The sequence below is a fragment of the Enterobacter cloacae complex sp. 2021EL-01169 genome (assembly GCF_020733125.1).
GTDB lineage: Bacteria > Pseudomonadota > Gammaproteobacteria > Enterobacterales > Enterobacteriaceae > Enterobacter > Enterobacter roggenkampii.
In genome coordinates this window covers 99,292-116,744 of record NZ_JAJFTC010000001.1, presented here as the reverse complement: position 1 = coordinate 116,744, position 17,453 = coordinate 99,292, and the positions used below count along the sequence as shown (strand labels likewise).

14 protein-coding genes are annotated in these 17,453 nt (G+C 60.3%); 6 read left to right on the top strand and 8 right to left on the bottom strand.

Annotated elements, in window-relative coordinates; genetic code table 11:
• Positions 1–90: 90 nt before the first annotated feature.
• Together ppk1 and ppx are read left to right on the top strand one after the other, a co-directional pair.
• Complete coding sequence (ppk1, locus tag LLF79_RS00525) at positions 91–2,151, top strand: polyphosphate kinase 1 (protein WP_227878989.1); 2,061 nt, start codon at positions 91–93, stop codon at positions 2,149–2,151.
• 3 nt (positions 2,152–2,154) lie between these two features.
• Positions 2,155–3,693: an exopolyphosphatase gene (ppx, locus tag LLF79_RS00520; protein ID WP_008501646.1), complete on the top strand. Its 1,539-nt coding sequence runs from the start codon at positions 2,155–2,157 to the stop codon at positions 3,691–3,693.
• Between the two features lie 4 nt (positions 3,694–3,697).
• Here the strand turns inward: ppx and LLF79_RS00515 are convergent, their stop codons facing one another.
• A complete protein-coding gene (locus tag LLF79_RS00515; protein ID WP_032652955.1) occupies positions 3,698–5,938 on the bottom strand; it encodes an EAL domain-containing protein in 2,241 nt (746 codons plus the stop codon).
• Positions 5,939–6,290: 352 nt separating this feature from the next.
• On the opposite strand from LLF79_RS00515, the gene LLF79_RS00510 reads away from it, so the two are divergent.
• Entirely contained in the window at positions 6,291–6,479 is a 189-nt protein-coding gene (locus LLF79_RS00510; protein WP_021241815.1) for a YfgG family protein, read from the top strand.
• Here the strand turns inward: LLF79_RS00510 and LLF79_RS00505 are convergent.
• Entirely contained in the window at positions 6,476–7,366 is an 891-nt protein-coding gene (locus LLF79_RS00505; protein WP_227878988.1) for a LysR family transcriptional regulator, read from the bottom strand. The two genes, LLF79_RS00510 and LLF79_RS00505, sit on opposite strands and share 4 nt — an antisense overlap.
• Before the next feature lie 97 nt (positions 7,367–7,463).
• Here LLF79_RS00505 and LLF79_RS00500 point away from each other — a divergent pair, with 97 nt between their 5' ends.
• From LLF79_RS00500 to LLF79_RS00490, 3 genes are read left to right on the top strand one after another with little or no spacing between them, the layout of a single operon-like run.
• Positions 7,464–8,693, top strand: coding sequence for an MFS transporter (locus tag LLF79_RS00500; RefSeq protein WP_227878987.1), 1,230 nt, complete (start codon positions 7,464–7,466; stop codon positions 8,691–8,693).
• A gap of 49 nt (positions 8,694–8,742) precedes the next feature.
• Positions 8,743–9,210 (top strand): DUF6130 family protein, encoded by a 468-nt coding sequence (locus tag LLF79_RS00495; protein ID WP_227878986.1) that lies wholly within the window; start codon positions 8,743–8,745, stop codon positions 9,208–9,210.
• Positions 9,211–9,221: 11 nt separating this feature from the next.
• Positions 9,222–9,965: an alpha/beta fold hydrolase gene (locus LLF79_RS00490; RefSeq protein WP_227878985.1), complete on the top strand. Its 744-nt coding sequence runs from the start codon at positions 9,222–9,224 to the stop codon at positions 9,963–9,965.
• Between the two features lie 55 nt (positions 9,966–10,020).
• Here LLF79_RS00490 and iolB read toward each other — a convergent pair whose 3' ends face one another.
• The 6 genes from iolB to LLF79_RS00460 are packed head-to-tail and all read right to left on the bottom strand — an operon-like array spanning position 10,021 to position 17,403.
• A complete protein-coding gene (gene iolB / locus LLF79_RS00485) occupies positions 10,021–10,845 on the bottom strand; it encodes a 5-deoxy-glucuronate isomerase (protein ID WP_008502112.1) in 825 nt (274 codons plus the stop codon).
• Positions 10,846–10,854: 9 nt separating this feature from the next.
• Positions 10,855–11,745, bottom strand: coding sequence for a myo-inosose-2 dehydratase (gene iolE, locus LLF79_RS00480; RefSeq protein ID WP_206804417.1), 891 nt, complete (start codon positions 11,743–11,745; stop codon positions 10,855–10,857).
• A gap of 11 nt (positions 11,746–11,756) precedes the next feature.
• Positions 11,757–13,661: a 5-dehydro-2-deoxygluconokinase gene (iolC, locus tag LLF79_RS00475; RefSeq protein ID WP_206804419.1), complete on the bottom strand. Its 1,905-nt coding sequence runs from the start codon at positions 13,659–13,661 to the stop codon at positions 11,757–11,759.
• A 12-nt stretch (positions 13,662–13,673) separates the two neighbouring features.
• The gene (locus LLF79_RS00470) at positions 13,674–14,807 is read right to left on the bottom strand and encodes a Gfo/Idh/MocA family protein (RefSeq protein WP_025912799.1); all 1,134 of its coding nucleotides are present in this window, start codon (positions 14,805–14,807) and stop codon (positions 13,674–13,676) included.
• Between the two features lie 8 nt (positions 14,808–14,815).
• The gene (locus tag LLF79_RS00465) at positions 14,816–15,844 is read right to left on the bottom strand and encodes an ABC transporter permease (RefSeq protein ID WP_008502116.1); all 1,029 of its coding nucleotides are present in this window, start codon (positions 15,842–15,844) and stop codon (positions 14,816–14,818) included.
• Between the two features lie 11 nt (positions 15,845–15,855).
• The gene (locus LLF79_RS00460) at positions 15,856–17,403 is read right to left on the bottom strand and encodes a sugar ABC transporter ATP-binding protein (RefSeq protein WP_021241823.1); all 1,548 of its coding nucleotides are present in this window, start codon (positions 17,401–17,403) and stop codon (positions 15,856–15,858) included.
• Positions 17,404–17,453 lie beyond the last annotated feature (50 nt).

Below are 17,453 nucleotides of genomic sequence, written 5' to 3'. Positions count from 1 at the left end.
GCACTGTTGGACATATCGTGGAAATGCTCGCCATAATAAGGACGAGACGGATTTACCACGTCCTGTGATTGAACTGGAGTGTGAGCTGTAATGGGTCAGGAAAAGTTATATATCGAGAAAGAGCTAAGCTGGTTAGCATTTAACGAACGTGTACTCCAGGAAGCGGCTGACAAAAGTAACCCGCTGATCGAACGCATGCGTTTTTTGGGCATCTATTCCAACAACCTGGATGAGTTCTACAAGGTTCGCTTTGCCGAGCTGAAAAGACGGATCATCATCAGTGAAGAACAGGGCTTAAACTCTCACTCGCGGCATCTGCTGGGCAAAATCCAGTCCCGCGTGTTGAAAGCCGATCAGGAATTTGACGGCCTGTATAACGAACTGCTGCTGGAGATGGCGCGCAATCAAATCTTCCTGATTAACGAACGTCAGCTTTCCGTTAACCAACAAAACTGGCTGCGCCACTATTTTAAACAGTACCTGCGCCAGCACATTACCCCGATTCTCATCAACCGCGAAACCGATCTGGTGCAGTTCCTGAAAGATGACTACACCTATCTGGCCGTAGAAATTATTCGCGGTGAATCCATTCGCTACGCGCTGCTGGAGATCCCGTCCGACAAGGTCCCGCGCTTCGTGAACCTGCCGCCGGAAACCCCGCGCAGACGTAAGCCGATGATCCTGCTGGATAACATCCTGCGCTACTGTCTCGACGACATTTTCAAAGGCTTCTTCGATTACGATGCGTTAAACGCCTACTCGATGAAGATGACCCGTGACGCCGAATATGACCTGGTGCACGAGATGGAGGCCAGCCTGATGGAGCTGATGTCCTCCAGCCTGAAACAACGCCTGACGGCCGAGCCGGTGCGCTTTGTTTATCAGCGCGATATGCCGGACGCCATGGTAGAAATGCTGCGCGAGAAGCTGACCATTTCGCGCTATGACTCCATCGTGCCGGGCGGCCGTTACCACAACTTTAAAGACTTCATTGGCTTCCCGAACGTCGGCAAGGCCAATCTGGTGAACAAGCCGCTGCCGCGCCTGCGCCATCTGTGGTTTGATAAATTCCGCAACGGGTTCGACGCCATTCGCGAGCGCGATGTTCTGCTCTACTATCCGTATCACACGTTTGAACACGTGCTGGAGCTGCTGCGACAGGCCTCGTTCGACCCGAGCGTGCTGGCGATCAAAATCAACATCTACCGCGTGGCAAAAGATTCCCGCATCATCGATGCGATGATCCACGCCGCGCACAACGGCAAAAAAGTGACCGTGGTGGTTGAGCTGCAGGCGCGCTTCGACGAAGAGGCGAACATTCACTGGGCGCGCCGTCTGACGGAAGCGGGCGTGCACGTGATCTTCTCCGCGCCGGGTCTGAAAATTCACGCCAAGCTGTTCCTGATCTCCCGTAAAGAGGGCGACGACGTGGTGCGCTATGCCCACATCGGTACCGGGAACTTTAACGAGAAAACGGCGCGAATTTATACCGACTACTCGCTGCTGACCGCCGATGCGCGCATCACCAACGAGGTACGCCGGGTCTTTAACTTCATTGAGAACCCGTACCGCCCTGTCAGCTTCGACTATCTGCTGGTCTCGCCGCAGAACTCGCGCCGTCTGCTGTACGATATGATTGATAAAGAGATTGCCAATGCCCAGAAAGGGCTGTCGTCCGGCATCACCCTCAAGCTTAACAATCTGGTCGACAAAGGACTGGTGGACAGGCTGTACGCCGCGTCCAGCTCTGGCGTACCGGTTAACCTGCTGATCCGCGGGATGTGCTCGCTGATCCCGGAACTGGAAGGCATCAGCGACAATATTCGGGTGATCAGCATTGTTGACCGTTACCTGGAACACGATCGGGTCTATATTTTCGATAATGCAGGCGACAAAAAGGTCTATCTCTCTTCGGCAGACTGGATGACGCGCAATATTGATTACCGAATTGAAGTCGCAACCCCGCTGCTGGATCCGCGTCTGAAACAGCGTATTCTCGACATTATCGAGATCCTGTTCAGCGATACGGTGAAGGCGCGCTATATCGACAAAGAACTCAGTAACCGCTATGTACCGCGCGGCAACCGCCGTAAAGTGCGGTCGCAACTGGCGATTTACGACTATATCAAATCACTCGAGCAACCCGATTAACCTATGCCGATAAATGATAAGACCCCACGCCCGCAGGAATTCGCCGCGGTCGATCTTGGCTCTAACAGTTTCCACATGGTCATCGCCCGTGAGGTGGATGGCGCGCTGCAGATCATCGGTCGTCTGAAGCAGCGCGTACACCTGGCGGATGGCCTTGATGAACGCAGCATGCTCAGCGAAGAGGCGATGGAGCGCGGGTTAAACTGCCTGTCGCTGTTTGCTGAACGCCTGCAGGGCTTCTCGCCCTCCAGCGTATGCATCGTGGGCACCCACACCCTGCGCCAGGCGCTGAATGCGCCAGAGTTTCTCAAGCGGGCCGAAAAGGTGATCCCCTACCCGATTGAGATCATCTCCGGTAACGAGGAAGCGCGTCTGATTTTCATGGGCGTCGAGCACACCCAGCCGGAAAAAGGGCGCAAGCTGGTGATCGACATCGGCGGCGGTTCTACAGAGCTGGTGATCGGCGAAGACTTTGAGCCTCGCCTGGTGGAAAGCCGCCGTATGGGCTGCGTCAGCTTCGCGCAGATGTATTTCCCGGGCGGCACCATCACCCGCGAGAACTTCCAGCGTGCACGTATGGCGGCAGTCCAGAAGCTGGAAAACCTGGCCTGGCAGTACCGTATTCAGGGCTGGAACGTGGCGCTGGGCGCGTCGGGCACCATCAAGGCGGCGCATGAAGTGCTGCTGGCAATGGGTGAAAAAGATGGGTTCATCACGCCCGAACGCCTGACGCTGCTGACCGACGAAGTGCTGAAGCATAAAAGTTTTGACGCCTTAAGCCTGCCGGGGCTTTCCGACGAGCGTAAGGCGGTCTTCGTGCCGGGGCTGGCCATTCTCTGCGGCGTGTTTGATGCGCTGGCCATTAAAGAGCTGCGCCTGTCCGACGGCGCGCTGCGCGAAGGCGTGCTGTACGAAATGGAAGGCCGCTTCCGCCATCAGGATATTCGCAGCCGCACCGCGCAAAGCCTGGCCAACCAGTACAACATCGACCGCGAGCAGGCGAAGCGTGTGCTGGACACCACGGTGCAGATGTATGAACAGTGGGAAGAGCAGAATCCGAAGCTGGCGCACCCGCAGCTTGCCGCGCTGCTGAAATGGGCCGCGATGCTGCACGAGGTGGGGCTGAACATCAACCATAGCGGGATGCACCGCCATTCGGCCTATATTTTGCAAAACAGCGATCTGCCTGGCTTCAACCAGGAGCAGCAAACCATGATGGCGACCCTGGTGCGCTATCACCGCAAAGCCATCAAGCTCGACGACCTGCCGCGCTTCACGCTGTTTAAGAAAAAGCAGTTCCTGCCGCTGATTCAGCTCCTGCGTCTGGGCGTGCTGCTCAATAACCAGCGTCAGGCGACCACCACGCCGCCCACGCTGAAGCTGAAAACCGACGACCATCACTGGACGCTGAGCTTCCCGCACGACTGGTTCAGCCAGAACGCGCTGGTCCTGCTGGACCTGGAAAAGGAGCAGCAGTACTGGGAAGCGGTCACCGGCTGGCTGCTCAAAATCGAGGAAGAGAGCGCCGACGTCGCCGCATAACGGTTCAGGCGTCCGCGCAGGACGCCTCTGTTTCCAGCAGTGACTCAAGCGGTGCCGGTCTGCCAATCAGATAGCCCTGCACATAATCAATACCTAGCGCGTGAACCGCGCTACGTATCTCTTCGGTCTCGACATATTCCGCCACCACCAGCATCTTCTTCATGCGCGCCAGATGGCAGATAGACGCCACAATCTGATAATCCAGGCTGTTGTTGACGATATTGCGGATGAAGTCGCCGTCGATTTTAAGAATATCCGCGTCCACGCTTTTTAGCCGCGCGTAGCTTGCATAGCCGGTACCAAAATCATCAATCGCAATGCGTACCCCCATTTTCTGCAGCTGACTGAGGATATGCAGCGCCTGCTCCGCGTTGCAGAAGTTGCTGCACTCCGTCACTTCAAAGATCAGCTGCCACGGCTCAATAGCGTATTTCGCCAGCACGCGGCTCACCTCAAGCGGGAACTGCACCCGACACACTGTTGAAGGCGCCAGGTTAATAGCAAAGCGCTGGCCGGGCAGTCTTTCCCGATGCGCGGCCAGGAAGCGCAGCGTATGCTCAAGCACCCACAGATCCACCCGGGAGGACAAACCAAACTCCTGCGCGACAGGCAGGAACTGATCGGGGGAGATCAGTATCCCATTGGTATCCGGCATCCGCAGCAGGACTTCGTGATAGCAATCGCCACGCAGGCCGCGAACGGGTTGAACCAGCAGGATGAATTCGTCGTTGTCGAGCGCCTTCTGCAGGCGGCTCATCATCGCGACTTTATCCTTCAGGCTGCGCTGCAAATGGACGGCACCGCGCTGCTGAAGATTTTCCGGGTGATTAGAGGAGAGTGACAGATCGGCCACCACCGCCAACTCCCCCAGCACCAGATAAAGATGGTTAACCGGGGACCGGACATAGCAGTAGCTTACGCCAACCTGCGGCTGCAGCGGCATGCCGTCCCAGACAAAGCGGAACTGCTTGATATGCTCGTCCAGGGCGTCAATCCGCTGCTGGTGCGATTCCGCGTTGAGCCGCACCGCCATGTCATATCCGGTGAGGTGATACACCTGCTCATTGGGCTGGAGCGTACCGTTAACCCACTGCGCCAGCTGCTGTTTGTACTGAATACGCAGCTGCACGCCGTAATTTCGGCCCAAAATTTCCAGCTCCGGAATGCGCAGCAGGCAGAGCGCCGACCACGGATTCTTCGCCAGATCGCGCGACAGCGCCCGCAGGTTAGGCATATGGACAACCGGATCGAGCAGTGCCAGCCTGCGGGCGTGTTTGTTCACCGCGCGCTGGCGGGTCGCCAGCATCGACATATAAATCACCACAAACGAAAAGACCAGGTAACTGGAAGAGGTGATCGCCAGCTGAATATCGTACCCCGCGTTCACTGGGATATAGCGGTAAAAATAGTGAATGGACACCAGCAGTATCGGGGTCCAGATCAGCGAAATCAGCTTATAGCCAAAACGCATCGCGCCCCAGAGCATCACCGGCATCAGCAGCGACAGGGTATAGTTAGTGGTGAAGATGGAGCTGTTTTCATTTATCGGGAGCAGCAGCAGCGACAGCAGCCCGCCAAGCGCAATCGCCCACAGCAAAAACTCCGCGGCCGTCACCTTTTTATCTATCTGGAAACGGATCTGCGAGAGAAGACTTTTGATATAGCGCGGATGACGGATCAGGCGGATCAGCAGATAGCTCAACGGCACGCCCGTCAGCCCGCTGACCAGCAGCGCCTGGTAGTTAATGAGCGTACGAATGTTAAGAGGGTTCAACCCCGCGAGGCTCTGGCGACTCTCATACACGCCCAGATACACCGCAAACTGAAACAGCACCAGAAACAGCGTCGCGGGGCAGATGACCTGCCAGAAGATGCGCTGCGCCATCAGCCGGATGTCGCCGTACGCCGTCATATTGCGTCTGGGCGCAAACACCCGGTAGCCGCCCCAGCTGAGGACTAAAGGGACAATAAAATGGAGCACCCCGGCAACCGTTTCGAACATCCCGACCGACGGGTAATAGCGGATAAACAGCGACAACACGATCCCTGGAAGGGCTTCCAGGCCAAAGAACATCATTAGCGAGAGCAAAAAGGAGAGCGGTAAATAATAAAGCGCCGCGATACCGTCCCCCAGCTGCGTGAACGTATTTGCCACGCTCAGCACGGGAAGCAAAACCACCGGTAATAGTAGCGGCAATGCCCACCAACGGTATTTATTGTTTTTCAGAAAAGCGAAAATCTTCATAGATGCCCGGTTAAACCCCTTTTTCTCCAGAGGGAAGATAAAGACAGGCATCCAACCTGACCTGGCGCCACCCCGCGACGTGCAGAGTGAACAGTGTGGAGGAGGGATTTTAAATATCAGAGCCGGGAATCCGTTGACTTAAATCAAACTATTTCACGCAAATAAGCCTTGCAGAAGAATTTTGTGAAATAATTTTCTTCATATTATCAATATGGTAAATGCAATTATTAATTTCAATAACAATAGTTAATGCAAACGTTGACGGTTATTTACACATCACAGAATTGACCCCATCTTCCCGCTGTGCCTTAATATCCTTATCGCCCGGGAGGGCTTATCCAGGAAAAACAGAGTGAGTCAGGTCACGCGTATGCGCAAACGACATCGATTTAACACCCGAATGACCCGCATCATACTGCTTATCAGTTTCCTGTTTTTCTTTGGCCGCTTCGTTTACTCTTCGATTGGCGCCTGGTACCACCATCAGGACAAAACCCAGTCACAGCAATCCAGCCTGACCGTCGACACCGCTGACCGCTAACCCCCCGAAGGATGTTGTACGAGCCGAATAAGGGCCGCGATCCCTTTGCTGAGGATTTTATCCTGCCGCATCACCACCGCCAGCTGCCGCTGCAGCATGGGCGTCAGCGACATCACGCATAGCCCATCGCGATCGGCATCCTGTTCTACCGCCATTCGCGGCACGATGCTGTAGCCCAGCCCCGCGCGAACCATGCGTTTGATCGCCTCGATGCTGCCAAGCTGCATCACCGGTGCCATCGCTACCCCATGGGCGGCAAACCAGCCATCGATCAGCGCCCGGGTCCCGCTGCCTGTCTCAAAGGCGATCAGCGGCTGGGCATGGAGCGCCTCCGGGGTTAACTCCCTGAAAGCGTCCTGCTGCTCCCTTGAGGCGATAAAGACAAACTCTTCGTCCATTACCGGCATGACGTCCAGCGCTCTGCCGCTGACCGGCAGGGTCACCAGCCCCATATCGAGACGGTTCTCTTCAATGGCCCTGACGATGTCGAGGGTGTTGCCCGTCGTGACTCCCACGCTCAGGAGCGGATAGTCGCGGCGTAGCTGCTCCAGCAGCGGCGGCAGAAGATGAATGCAGGCCGTCGCCCCCGTGCCAAGGGTAATGGTGCCGCTCACGTCGTGGCTAAACGCATTCACGGCCCGGATGGCGTCATCCACCACCTGCTGAATACGCTCCCCGTGCGCCAGCAAGGTTTCTCCGGCAGCCGTCGCCTTAATCCCTCGCCCGGTACGCTCCACCAGCCGCGTTTGCAGAAACTGCTCCAGCTGGCGTATTTGCAAGCTGACGGCGGGCTGGGAGAGGCCCAGAACGTCCGCTGCCGCTGAAAAGCTGCCGCGTTGGTGAACCAGGCGGAAGGTGGCGAGATAGCCCAGATTAAGCGTCGTCATTCAAAGTTTCTCTTATACCGCGCATAAGGTTGCAGCCCTGCCAGCACAATACCGCGCCCGTTATGCTCAGGACAACTGCATAACGGAATGAAAACTCATGGAAACCTCTGCCCTTCCTCGTCGCCTCGCCCTCACCGCCGGGTGTAATCAACTCATCAACTGGGGGATTTCGTTTTATATGCCCGGCACCTTTGCGCGGGCCATTTCAGCCGACCAGGGATGGTCGTCACCGCAGATTTACCTCGGCCTGACGCTGGCGATGCTGGTGATGGCGGCGGTATCTCCTTTTGTCGCCCGCCTGCTGGCACGCTTTGGCGGTCAAAAAGTGGTGATGGTTGGAACGCTGCTGATCGCCGCAAGCTGTGCAGAAATGGCGTATACACGGACGCTTTATGGCTGGTACGGCGCCTGGATTGTCGCCGGCACTGGGATGCGCCTGTCGCTGTACGATGCGCTGTTCGCCGCGCTGGTCAACCTCTACGGGCAGCAGGCGCGAAGAACGATCTCACGCGTCACGCTGGCGGGCGGGCTGGCCTCCGCCGTCTTCTGGCCGCTGGGCGATGGCCTGCTTCACATCATGATCTGGCAGGACGCGTTACGCATTTATGCCCTGCTTGGCCTGCTGAGCGCAGTGCTGATCCGCACGCTTCCCCGGCAGCGGCTGACGGAAAACACGAAGGCCATCGCGCCGCCCCTGCGCAACGAGCGGCGTAACGCCTGGCTTTATGCGGCCTTCATCGCCCTTATCACCTTTGTCTCTAACGGCACCTCCACCCATCTGCCGGAGTTTATTGCCCACTTTGGCCTGCCGGTCGCCATCGGCATGCTGTGGGGGATCGGCCAGACGGGCGCGCGCTCGCTGGAGGTGCTGGCAGGTGGCCGCTTAACCCCCTTCAAACTTACGCTCTTTACCGCTCTTGCCATGCCGCTGTGTTTTCTTGTGGGAATAAGCAGCGTCCTGTTTGTCTGGTGCGCGGCCGGGTTTGTGCTGGGCTACGGCGCCATCAACGGGCTGGTCACCATAGTAAAAGCTACGCTGCCACTGGAGCTGTTTAGCGCGGAAAGCTATGCCCGCCGCACGGGCATGCTGCTTATCCCAGGCCAGCTGATGGCCGCAGCCGCACCGTTTGCCTATGCGTGGCTGAACAAAACGCTGGGGATCGCGGGTGCAATGGGAGTGTCGACGGGGTTAACGCTGGTGATTGCCGGGCTGGCGATAGCGATCGTGCGCCGTCCCGGGAGGCAAACTGTATCGCACTGTATCCCGCGCGACGCGCTGACAAACGGGTACAAAACGCCCCCTCCGGCAAATATCTCCGATACATAAAAATGGTTTTCTTTCCCTGTCGTCATTCAGAACCGATGAGGAGAGAACCATGATTCGTCGTTACGCAATTTTACCCCTGCTCGTCCTGACCTCTGTAACACATGCCCAGGCCACGCCGCTGGACAACCTGAGCGCCGCGGACGTTAACGGCCCCGCCGCCGTTGCCCCGCTGGCGCAGCCGCAACCGCCGGCAAAACTGATCGTCGATCCGCCGCTTGCCGGGCCGCTGAGTAAAGGCGCGGTGTTTATCCAGTACCGTGCCGAAAACCTGCGCATCGAGCCGGTATTCGGACCTGAAGCGCTCAAGGTCACCCCGCGCATCGGGCACATTCACGTGGTGGTGGACGGCGCGCCGTGGCACTGGGCTGACGCCAGCGGAGAGCCGGTGATTCTGGTGGGACTCCCCGCCGGTAAACACAAGGTGACGATTATTCTGGCCGACCCGACGCACAAGCCGCTCGACCACAAAACCATTGAATTCACCGTTCCGCCCCACGCGGCGGTCCACCATTTTTAAGGAGTCTGAAGATGAAAGCACTGACTGTACTGACGGCAGGCCTGCTGGCGCTTTCCGCCAGTGCCTTTGCGCAGAGCAAAACCAGCGTCGTGCTGGTGCACGGCGCGTTTGCCGACGGCAGCAGCTGGAATAAGGTGATTACCCTGTTGCAGAAACAGCACGCAGAGGTCATTGCCGTCCAGCTGCCGCTTACGTCGCTTAACGATGACGTTGCGGCCACAAAGCGGGCCATCGCCCGCGCCCAGGGGGATGTCGTGCTGGTGGGTCACTCCTGGGGCGGCACCGTGATTAGCGAAGCGGGCAACGATGCGCGGGTGAAATCGCTGGTGTATGTGGCGGCGTTCGCGCCGGATGCCGGCCAGTCGACGGCGGACCTCGCGGGAAGCTACCCTCCGCCGCCGGGCAGCACAGGCATCGCCAAAACGGCGGGCGGCTATTTATATCTGCCAACGGACGCCGTCAGGAAGGATTTCGCGCCGGACGTGAAGCCCGAGGAACAAACTGCAATCGCGGCCACGCAGGGGCCAATTAAGGCCGATGCGTTTGGTGAAAAGGTGACCCACGCGGCGTGGCATGTTAAGCCGAGCTGGTTTGTGGTCAGCAAAAATGACCGAATGATCAACCCCGATCTTGAACGTGCGATGGCGAAGACGATCCATGCGAAAACCACCGAGGTCTCCGCGAGCCACGTGTCGATGGTGAGCCAGCCGGAGGCTATCGCCCGGACGATTGAGCAGGCGATTGAAGCAAAGTAATTTTTTGCGAATTGTAGGCCGGGTAAGCGCAGCGCCACCCGGCAAAAAAACAGCCTCAGTGCCCGCCATCCGCGGGATAATCCCGATTAATCCACGCGTGGTCCTCTTCCCACGTGAACATCCATTTGCGCACCGGCCCGGCCATCACGTTGAGATAATAGCTGTCATACCCGGCCATCGTCGCCACCGGGTGGTAGCCCTTCGGCACCATGACCACGTCACGGTTGTAGACCGCCATGCACTCATCCAGCGCTCTGTCGTCGGTGTAAACCCGCTGCATACAGAACCCCTGCTCCGGGTTGAGGCGATGGTAGTAGGTCTCCTCCAGGTAAGTCTCCCGGGGCGGGTTATCCGTGTCGTGCTTGTGGCTCGGGTACGAGCTGGTGCAGCCCTCGTTAGTCCAGACTTCCACCACCAGCAGGCTGTCGGCGGGCTTATCTTCCGGCAGAATGTTGTGCACGTAGCGCTGGTTATGGCCCTTGCCGCGCGCTTCAGCGTCGATATCCTGCGGCGCAATCAGCCGCGTCGGATACGTGCCCTTGCCGGGGGCGGCGCAGACCGCCAGCTCGAGCCTCGTCAGCGCCTTCACCTGCACCGTCTCCTGCGGGGTAACGTACACCGCCCACGGCTTGATGCGCTCGAACGGGCTCATCCGCTCGCCGATGTCGTTAAACTGCGCGGAAGGCGTGCTGATGGAGGCGCGCCCGGCGACCAGCACCAGACAGCGCTCTTCGCGAACGGCGGGCAGCGTCAGCGTCTGCCCCTCCTGCAGCTCATACGCCTCAAAGCCGACGTATCCCCACCCTGCGCGTTCCGGCGTGACGGACTGGGTCCGCCCCTCCGCGTTCGGCTGTTGCCAGCGTGATAACAGACGTGACATGTCACCTCCTCAAATCAGTCCGGCGTCGCGCGCCAGACGGCTCAGGTTGTTATACCCCAGACGGGCGTAGGTCAGCGGATGGGCAACCGCCGGGTCCTGCTCCGCCTCCACCACCAGCCAGCCGTGATAGTCCTGCGCCTTCAGCAGCTGCATGATCGGCGGATAATCCACGCAGCCGTCGCCCGGCACCGTAAACACGCCGCTCAGTACCGCATCAAGGAAGCTGGTTTTACGGTTTTTCACGTCCGCCAGCACGTCGGCGCGCACGTCTTTGCAGTGAACGTGGTTGATGCGCGACGCCCAGCGCTGCGCCACCGCCAGCGGATCGGCCCCGGCAAAGGTCAGGTGACCGGTGTCCAGCAGCAGTCCAACCTCTTCGCCGGTATGGGTCATCAGGTTGTCCACGTCGTCAGCGGACTCAATCACCGTCCCCATATGGTGGTGATAGGCAATCTGCACCCCCTGCTGCTGGGTGTAGCGGGCAAATTCCGTGAGCTTCTCGCCATACTCCCTCCAGCGTGCCTGTGGGAAACGCGGACGCAGATGCACCGGCGTCTGCTGCTCGCCGTGAATGCAGCCGCTCACTTCCGCAAACACCAGCACCTTCGCCCCCAGCTCGCGCAGCAGCGTCAGGTGGGACTGCACGGCGGCGATCTCCGCCTCCACGCTGCGCTCCAGCAGTCGGCCGGAGTACCAGCCGGAGACCAGCTGCAAATCATGGCGCTGCAGAATGGGGCCAAGCAGCCGCGCTTCGCGCGGGAATTTATTGCCCAGTTCGAACCCTGCAAAACCGGCCTCTTTACCTTCGCTCAGGCAGGTCTCCAGCGGCGTCTCTGCGCCCAGAGAAGGCAGATCGTCGTTCGTCCACGTCAGCGGGTTAATGCCCAGTTGTACACTCATTGTCGTCTCCATTATGCGTGTCCGCGCTCGCGCCACCAGGCGATAAGCTGCAGGTAGTTGTCCCGGATGCGCGCCACCAGCTGCGCATCGTCAATATCGTGTTTCAGCCACGCGCGGGAGGCATCGCCGAACAGCGTGCGCCCTACGGCGAAGCCTTTAACCAGCGGCTGTCCCGCTGCGGCCCTGAAGTCGGCGCGCAGCTGTTCTGCAGGGGCATCCAGGCCGAGGATCACCACCCCGCGGCAGTGCGGGTCCCGGCGTTCGATAATCTCGCTCAGTGCCGTCCAGCCCTCGGCGGAAAGCGGCGGCAGCTTCCACCAGTCCGGGTAAATGCCGAGGTTGTAGAAGCGGGAGATGGCGCGCAGGTAGAGCTCGTCGCTGCGCGGCATGGTCGCAGGCAGGATCACCTCCAGCAGCAGCTCGTGCCCGGACTGGCAGCAGGCGTGGTACACCTCGGCGATTTTCTGCTCCTGCTCCAGGCGCAGGCCGTGAGCATCTTCCGGGTGGAAAAAGACCAGGCACTTTACCACGTGCTCCTGCGGCCAGCTGATAAGCTGGGTGCCGATGTTGCCGTGCTCCATCTCCAGCGGACGCGAGCCAGGCAGCTCAATGGGGCGACCAATCCACCACCCCTCGCCGGTGATGGCGTTCAGCGCGTCCTGTCCAAAGGTGCCGTCGCACAGCAGGCCGGCTTTGCCCTCCAGCCCGGCCCGGCTCGCCGCCTCGCGGCTGGCCTGCAGGATCAGCTGCTTGAGGGCAGGAATACGTTTGAGCGACGCGCCGCACTGCAGCGCCATATCCTCAAGCTGGCTGCGGTGGTCGAAGGCCATCACGCACAGCTCCGGCCATTCGCGGCGACGGGTGGTCACCCGGTGCAGATGGTTCAGACGCGGGTCGAGATCCGGGCGCGGCACATCCGCAGCGCGGGAGAGATAGTCATCCAGCTCGATTTTGCTCGGCATCGCCGGGGCGCAGCCGTGGCGCGAGACCACCAGCGCGCCGCAGGCGTTAGCATAGCGGCACGCCTGCTCCCAGCCCTCGTCGTTCAGGTAGCCGCGCAGCAGGCCGGACATAAACGCGTCCCCCGCGCCGAGAACGTTCAGCACCTCCACGCGCACGCCGGTCACCGTCAGGCCGTCGTCCAGCCGGGGCGGAATGGCGTCGGTATACACCGAGCAGCCGAGCGCGCCGCGCTTGCAGACCAGCGTTGCGTCACTCACGGCACGCACCTGCCCCAGCGCCTGCAGGGTCTCCGTGCTGCCGCCCGCAATGTGAAACTCCTCCTCGGTGCCGACAATGACGTCGAAGAGGTGCAGCACCTCCTGCAGCTCGCGGGTGACCTTATCCGCGGCGATAAAACGCGTTTCACCGTCGCCTAAGGAGGTCAGCCCCCACAGCACCGGACGGTAGTCGATGTCCAGCACCGTGCGCACGCCGTGACGGCGGGCATAGCCCAGCGCCGTCAGCACCGCCTCGCGGGTCTGAGGATGAGAAAGGTGAGTCCCGGTGATGGCAAGACACCGTGCGGAGGCAATGTAGCTTTCGTCCACATCGCTGGCCGTAATGGCCATATCCGCGCAGTTATCGCGATAAAAAATCAGAGGAAAGGTGTCCCGGTCTTTAATGCCGAGTAGCACCAGCGCCGTGAGGCGGTCTTTATCGGTAATCAGATGGCTGGTATCGCAGCCCACCTGGCTGAGCTCTTCGCGCAGGAAGCGGCCCATATGCTCGTCGCCGACGCGCGCCAGCATCGACGAGCGCAGCCCCTGGCGCGCGGTGCCGTACGCCACGTTGCCGGACGAGCCGCCGAGGTATTTGGCGAAGCTCGACACATCCTCCAGACGGGCACCAATCTGCTGACTGTAGAGGTCTACCGCCACGCGGCCCATGCATATCACATCAAACTGCTTTTCCACGTTGATACCTCATCAGACAATGTCATTCACGTTCAGCCAGCGGCCTTCACGGTGCGAGAGCGCGATCGCGTCCAGCACGCGCGACACCTTCCAGCCCTCTTCGAAGTCCGGCCACATCGGCGCGTCGGCGGCAATCCCGTCCACCAGGTCGCGCACCTCCACCGTTTTTTGATCGTTAAAGCCAATCCCGTGGCCTGCACCCATGCAGAACGCGGCGTAGTCCGGGTGTGCCGGGCCGACGAGCAGGGTGCGAAACCCCTGACGGTTTACCGGATCGTCATGCAGATAGAGCTTCAGCTCCGCCATGCGCTCCTGGGTAAAGCTGATGGCGCCTTTGGTCCCGGTAATGACGTACGACAGCCCCATCTTGCGGCCGCAGGCGACGCGGGAGGTTTCAATCACGCCCTGCGCCCCGCCCGCGAAGCGCACCATCGCGTGGGCCTGGTCCTCGTTTTCGACGGCAATCATGTCTGACGATCCGGCCTTTGCCGGACGTGCCGGGACCACAATCTTCAGGTCGCCGCAGACCTGCTCAATCTCCCCGACCAGGTACTGGGCCATGTTGACGATATGCGCCGCGAGGTCACCCAGCGCCCCCAGCCCGGCGGTCTCTTTGAAGCAGTGCCAGTGAATGGGCGAGAGCGGGTCGGCCATATAGTCTTCGTTGTGGGTGCCGTAGAAGTGGATCACTTCGCCAATCTCGCCGCGGGCAATAATCTCCTTCGCCAGCTGCGCCGTCGGGTTCTTCATGTAGTTGAACCCCACCAGCGTTTTCACCCCGGCCCGCTTCGCGGCGTCGACCATCTCGCGTGCGTCGTGGGCGTTCAGCGCCAGCGGCTTCTCCGAGTAGACGTGCTTGCCGTGGCGGATCGCCTCCAGCGCCATCTCTTTGTGCAGGTGGTTGGGTGAGCAAATATCCACCACGTCAATCGCCGGGTCGGCCACCAGCGCCCGCCAGTCGCCGGTGGAGCGGTTGAAGCCAAACGCCTGCGCGCGCGCTGCCGCCAGCTCCGGCGTGACTTCCGCCACCATCTCGCGCACCAGCCTGCCCCGCAGGTTGAACACCGTCGGGGCCTGGGCATAGGCGATAGCGTGCGCCTTGCCGATATACCCGGTGCCAATCAATCCAATACGAACCTCTTTCATCGTGATCCTCACAGTGCGCCGCGACGGCTCTTGGCGTAGGTATCAAACGCCACCGCCAGAACGATAATTAACCCGGTGATAATTTGCTGGTAGTAGGCCGAGACGTTCATCAGCACCAGGCCGTTAATCAGAATCCCCATGATGATGGAACCGATAATGGTGCCGCCGATGCGCCCGTAGCCGCCCATCAGCGAGGTGCCGCCAATCACCACCGAGGCGATGACGCGCAGCTCAAAGGAGATCCCGGCCACCGCCTCGGCGCTCCCCAGACGCGCGCTCAGAATGAAGCCCGCCAGCCCCGCCAGGCAGCCAATCAGCACGTAGACGCTGACCAGCACGCGCTTGACGTTCACCCCCGCCAGGCGCGCCGCCTCCGGATTGCCGCCGATGGCGTAGACGAAGCGGCCCCAGCGGGTTTTATGCAGCGCCAGATAGCCGCCGAGGGCGACGATGGCGAAGATCCAGATCGGAATGGAGATGCCGAGCAGCTCCCCGCGCCCCCACCAGCGGTAGCCCTGATCGAAACCGGCAATCGGCGCGCCGTCGTTGATCACCAGCGTCAGGCCGCGCCAGATGGTCATCCCGCCGAGGGTCACGATGAACGGCGGCAGGCGCAGGCGGGTCACGCCCAGACCGTGCAGGAAGCCAATCGCCGTCCCCATCGCCAGACAAATCCCCAGCCCAATCAGCCAGCTCATGCCGCCCCAGGCGTTCGGGTCGACGGTGGTGAAGTTATCGCCCTTAATCACGTACGCCGCGGTCATGGCGCACACCGCCAGAATGGAGCCCACGGAGAGGTCAATCCCGGCGGTCAGGATGACGAAGGTCATCCCCACGGCCATGATCCCGTAGATGGAGACTTCGGTCAGGATGTTGAAAATATTGCGTTCAGAGAAAAAATTACTGTTCTGCGACTGGAAGAAGATCAGCAGCAGGATCATGAAAATCAGCACCCCGAAGCGCTCAAAGAAGGCGATGGGATCGATGCGTCCGGCGCGTTTAACCGGGGCCTGCGTTTTAGAAATCATCTGCGTCATGAGAAACTCCGTTATGCCGCGTTCAGGGCGTTGTGGTTGATGGCCATCATCGTCATCAGCCGTTCTTCGTTAGCGTCGTCACCGTGGATCTCGCCGGTCACTCGCCCTTCGCTGAGGGTGATGATCCGGTCTGACACCGCCATCACTTCAGGCAGATCGGAGGAGATCACGATCACCGCCACGCCCTTTTTCGCCATGTCAAACAGCACCTGGTGCACTTCTGATTTGGTCCCCACGTCGATGCCGCGCGTCGGCTCGTCGACGATCAGCACCCGCGGGTTGAGCGCCATGCAGCGCGCGAGGATCACCTTTTGCTGGTTACCGCCGGAGAGCTTGCGCACCTCCTGCGCGCTGTTGACCATTTTGATCTGCAGCGCCTTGCGGTAGGACTCGATCAGGTCGTCCTCTTTGCGGGTATTCACGAACCAGCGCCACTGCAGCAGCGAGGAGAGGCAGGAGAGCGACAGGTTGTCGCGAATCGACAACCCCAGCACCGCCCCCTCTTTTTTGCGGTCTTCCGGCACCAGCGCCACGCCCTGGTCGAGGGCATACAGCGGGTCGCGCGGCTGGTAGGGCACGCCGTCCAGCTCAAAGCTGCCCGAGGTAAACGCGTCTGCGCCAAACAGGCAGCGGGCCACTTCGGTGCGCCCTGCGCCTACCAGCCCGGCAATGCCTAAGACCTCCCCGGCGTGGACGTGGAAGCTGATGTCGTGCAGGGCGATGCCGTGCGGATCCAGCGGCGGCTTTTCGCGGCTCAGCCCCTTCACCGCCAGGCGGACGGGTTTGTCCTCATGATGCGTTTCGCTGGCGGGACGGCGATTAAACGCCACGTCGCGCCCGACCATCAGGCGGATCAGCTGTTCGACGTTGGTCTCCGCCACCGCGCCGGTGCCGGTGAAACGGCCGTCCTGGAAAACGGTGAAGCGGTCGCAGAGCTGGAAAACCTCGTGCAGGCGGTGGGTGACATAGATAATGCTCACGCCGCGGTTTTTAAGCTCGCGCACCACGCGGTGCAGGCTTTCCACCTCGCTGTCGCTCAGCGCGGCGGACGGTTCGTCCATAATGATTAGCCGGGCGTTGAGGGTCAGCGCCCGGGCGATCTCCACCATCTGCTGCTGGGCCACGCTCAGACGGGCGACCGGCGTGGTAGGCGCAACGTTCAGCTGCAGATAGTCGAGAATGACCTGCGCCTCCTGGTTTACCGCCTTTTCGTCGACGATCAGGTTACGTTTACGCGGCTCGCGCCCGAGAAACATGTTTTCCGCGACGGTCATGTTGGGCAGCAGGTTGAATTCCTGATAGATGGTGATAATGCCCTTGTTCTGGCGCTCCACCGGGGAGTCGTCCACCGGCAGCGTTTCGCCGTTGAACCAGATCTCCCCGCGGGTTTGCGGCTGCGCCCCCGCGAGCGCCTTCAGCAGCGTGGATTTACCCGCCCCGTTTTCCCCCAGCAGGGCGTGGATCTCGCCCGCGCCGACGGTCAGCTGGGCGCTGCTTAGCGCCCAGACGCCGGAAAAGCTTTTTGCCAGGTCGGTCACTTTCAGTAAGGGTTGCGACATCGGTCTGCTCCTCCTTTAGAGTGAGCCGCCGCGCCAGCGGCGGCTGCGGA